This is a genomic window from Saccharomonospora iraqiensis subsp. iraqiensis, from assembly GCF_000430445.1.
In the GTDB taxonomy this organism is placed as follows: domain Bacteria; phylum Actinomycetota; class Actinomycetes; order Mycobacteriales; family Pseudonocardiaceae; genus Saccharomonospora; species Saccharomonospora iraqiensis.
In genome coordinates this window covers 17,137-20,673 of the sequence record NZ_KE387123.1, presented here as the reverse complement: position 1 = coordinate 20,673, position 3,537 = coordinate 17,137, and the positions used below count along the sequence as shown (strand labels likewise).

Genomic DNA, 3,537 nt, shown 5'->3' with positions numbered 1-3,537 from the left:
CGTGCCGGGTGCCGGAACCGCCGTCGGCGCCGTCGGCACCCAGGGTTCCGTCGGCACCGCGGGTTCCGTCGGGACCGGGAACACTGTCGGCCCCGTGGTCGCCGGTGCCGACGGCCCCGCCGGTGTCGTCGCCGACCCCGCCCGCCCGGGTACTGACCTCGCGCAACAGCGCGCCGAACTCCCGCGTCATCAGCGCGGCGAGCACGCTGCGCACGTCCGGGAACCGGCGGTACAGCGTCATCCGGCTCACGCCGGCGGTGCGGGCGATATCGGTCAGGGTGGTGCGGCGCACGCCCCGGGCGAGGACACACTCCCGTGCCGCGTCGAGCAGGACGTCGTCGGGTACCCGGCCGGTGGGAGCGCGCCCGGCCCGCGACCCGTCCCCGGGCGTCCGTACCGGAACCCCGGCCCCACCGACGACGGTGGCACCGCCCGCAGCGATGTGACGACCCGACTCCATCTGTCACACCTTAACCGAGCACGCCACCGGCTGACCACCGCCCTCACCCACCGTGTTGGCGTGAGGGGCACGTTCCCTGCATCAGACGCAGGGAACGTGCCCCTCACGACACGACACGCAGGGAAAGTGCCCTTCACGGCAACACCCGGCCGGGTGAGGGGAGGTCGGTGGGGTCAGAAGTGGTTGACGTCGAGGGTGCCTTCGGCGTGGGCGGAGCGGAGGCGCTTCTTGTCGAACTTGCCGACGCTGGTCTTGGGCACCTCGTCGACGAACGTCCAGTGCTCGGGCAGCTGCCACTTGGCGACCCGGCCGCGCAGGAACTCGCGCAGTTCCTCCGGGGTGGCCTGCTCGCCCTCCGCGAGCACCACCGCGACCAGCGGGCGTTCGTCCCACTTCTCGTCCGGCACGCCCACCACGGCCGCCTCGGCCACGGCCGGGTGCGCCATGACCTCGTTCTCCAGGTCCACCGAGGAGATCCACTCGCCGCCGGACTTGATCACGTCCTTGGCGCGGTCGGTGAGCGTGAGGTAGCCGTCCGGGGTGATCCGTCCGACGTCGCCGGTGCGCAGCCAGCCGTCGTGGAACTTCTCCGGGTCGGCGTCGGCGTAGTACGACCCCGCGATCCACGGGCCCGCGACCTCCAGCTCGCCGACGCTCTCGCCGTCCCACGGGACCTCGTCGCCGTTGTCGTCGATCAGCCGCGCCCGCACCGACGCGGGGAACCGGCCCTGCGTGTAGCGGTACTGCCAGGCGGTCTCCCCGGTGGCCGACGACGGCGGACGGGCCACGCTGCCCAGCGGCGACGTCTCGGTCATGCCCCAGGCGTGCAGCACCGGCACGTCGTAGCGCTCCTCGAAGGCGTGCATCATCGCCGGCGGCGCGGCCGAGCCGCCGACCACGACCTCCCGCAGGTGGGAGATGTCCTGCGGGTTGGCGTCCAGGTGCTGCAGCAGGCCCTGCCAGATGGTCGGGACGGCGCCCGCGAAGGTCGGCTTCTCCGCGGCGAGGATCTGGGCGATCGGCTCCGGCTGCAGGAAGCGGTCCGGCAGCACCATGGACGCGCCGACCATGAACGCCGCGTACGGCATGCCCCAGGACATCGCGTGGAACATCGGCACGATCACCAGGGACTTGTCCGCGTCGGACAGGCGCATCGAGTCGCTCATGCAGACCTGCATCGAGTGCAGCCAGATCGAGCGGTGCGAGTACACCACACCCTTCGGGTCGCCCGTGGTGCCGGAGGTGTAGCACATGGCCGCGGCCGACCGCTCGTCGATCTCCGGCCAGTCGAAGGTCTCCGGCTGCCCGGACAGCAGCTCGTCGTACGAGTGCACCTGCACCCCGTCCGGGGCCTCCAGCGCGGAGGGGTCGCCGTTGGCGACGATGACGTGCTTGACCGTCGTCATCTGCGGCAGCTGCTTCGCGAACAGGGGCACCAGCGTGCCGTCGACGATCACGACCCGGTCCTCGGCGTGGTTGGCGACGAAGACCAGCTGCTCGGGGAACAACCGGACGTTCAGCGTGTGCAGCACCGCGCCCATCGCCGGGATGGCGAGGTAGGCCTCCAGGTGCTCGGTGTTGTTCCACATGAACGTGCCGACGCGCTCGTCGTCGTCGATACCGAGGTCGCGCAGCGCGTTCGCCAGCTGCGCCGCCCGCTTGCCGACCTCGGCGAAGGTGGCGGTCCGGGACCCGGAGCCCGTCCAGGTGACCGCGACGCTGTCGGCATGCATCTGGGCGCCGTGCCGCAGCAGGTGGGCCAGCGACAGCTGGCCGTCCTGCATGGTGCTCAACATTGAGACTCCCGCTCCAGGTATGGGTGATCCGATCCGGCCCGACTCTAGTGCGCTCAGCACGGTCCCGGCTTGTGCGCGGCGCCCAACGCCGGACGAGGGTCGGTTGCTGGGCGAACGCAACCGACACGGCGGGTGACCGGCCGTGGCACGGTCGGGGAAATATCGCGTGTCGATTTCGCGGAATCGCGGTGGTTGGCGTTTACTGAGCCCCGAGGTATCCGAGGGTGGGCCCCAGTTCCACCGGGCGCCCGTACCAGCGGGTGCCGCCCGCCCGACCCGCCGCGCGAAGCCGTGGTGGTGACGACCAGAAAGGATCACTGCGTTGGCTCTTCCCACGTTGACCCCGGAGCAGCGGGCAGAGGCGCTGGCCAAGGCCGCCGAGGCCCGGAAGGCCCGTTCCGAGCTGCTGGCCTCCATCAAGTCGGGCGAGCAGAGCATCGAGACGGTGCTCGAACGCGCCAAGGAGGACAAGACGGTCGGCAAGACGAAGGTGACCCAGCTGCTCAAGGCGGTACCCGGGCTCGGCCAGGTCAAGGTGAACGCGCTGCTGGAGCAGGCCGGGATCGACCCGGACCGCCGGGCGGCGGGCCTCGGCGACCGCCAGCGGGAGACGCTCATCAGCGCCCTGAAGTGAGGTCGGTGCGGTGACGCCCCGACGTGCCGACCCGGATCCGCCGCACGGCGGCCGGGGCGTCCGGCGTCGACCGTGACCGCCTGTGACCGTGTCCGCCCGCGACCCGAGTCTCACTCCTGGGGTAGGCCCATCGCGCGCAGCAACGTCGCGAACTTGGCCGAGGTTTCCTCCAGCTCCGCCTTGGGGTCCGATTCCGGCACGATGCCTCCGCCCGCGTAGAGCCGCAGCGAGCGGCCGTCGGCCTCGGCGCAGCGGATCGACACCGCCCACTCGCCGTCGCCGTCGGCATCGGTCCAGCCGGTCGTGCCCGCGTAGTAGTCCCGGTCGAACTCCTCGAGTTCGGTCACGAGTCGCCGCGCGGAGTCGGTCGGTGTCCCGCAGATGGCCGGGGTCGGATGCAGTGCGGCGGCCAGATGCAGGGCGGTCACGTCGCGGTCGGTCAACTCACCGGTGATCGTGGTGCCGAGGTGCCACATCGTCGGGGTGGACACCAGGCGCGGCCGGTCGGGGACGTCCAGCCTGCGGCAGTACGGCCGCAGGGCCTCCACGACGGCCTCGGCCAGGACGGCGTGTTCGACGTGGTCCTTGGCCGAGGCCAGCAGCGCCCGGCCGTTGGCCCGGTCGGTCGCGGGGTCGGCGGCGCGCGG

4 protein-coding genes are annotated in these 3,537 nt (G+C 71.7%); 1 reads left to right on the top strand and 3 read right to left on the bottom strand.

What is annotated here, in order from left to right; all coding sequences use genetic code 11:
- Together ACTIR_RS24220 and ACTIR_RS0118405 are read right to left on the bottom strand one after the other, a co-directional pair.
- On the bottom strand, positions 1–460 hold a 460-nt coding region (locus ACTIR_RS24220; RefSeq protein ID WP_233345948.1), incomplete at its 3' end, for a TetR/AcrR family transcriptional regulator.
- A gap of 173 nt (positions 461–633) precedes the next feature.
- Entirely contained in the window at positions 634–2,256 is a 1,623-nt protein-coding gene (locus ACTIR_RS0118405; RefSeq protein WP_026455380.1) for a long-chain fatty acid--CoA ligase, read from the bottom strand.
- A 322-nt stretch (positions 2,257–2,578) separates the two neighbouring features.
- On the opposite strand from ACTIR_RS0118405, the gene mihF reads away from it, so the two are divergent.
- The gene (gene mihF / locus ACTIR_RS0118400; protein ID WP_007026576.1) at positions 2,579–2,890 is read left to right on the top strand and encodes an integration host factor, actinobacterial type; all 312 of its coding nucleotides are present in this window, start codon (positions 2,579–2,581) and stop codon (positions 2,888–2,890) included.
- 110 nt (positions 2,891–3,000) lie between these two features.
- On the opposite strand, the gene ACTIR_RS0118395 is transcribed toward mihF, so the two are convergent.
- The coding region (locus tag ACTIR_RS0118395) for a chorismate-binding protein (RefSeq protein ID WP_026455379.1) at positions 3,001–3,537 on the bottom strand (537 nt) is incomplete at its 5' end.

Coding starts and splice junctions, on each gene's coding strand:
- ACTIR_RS0118405 (WP_026455380.1), bottom strand. CDS start 2,256: ATGTTGAGCACCATGCAGGACGGCCAGCTGTCGCTGGCCCACCTGCTG.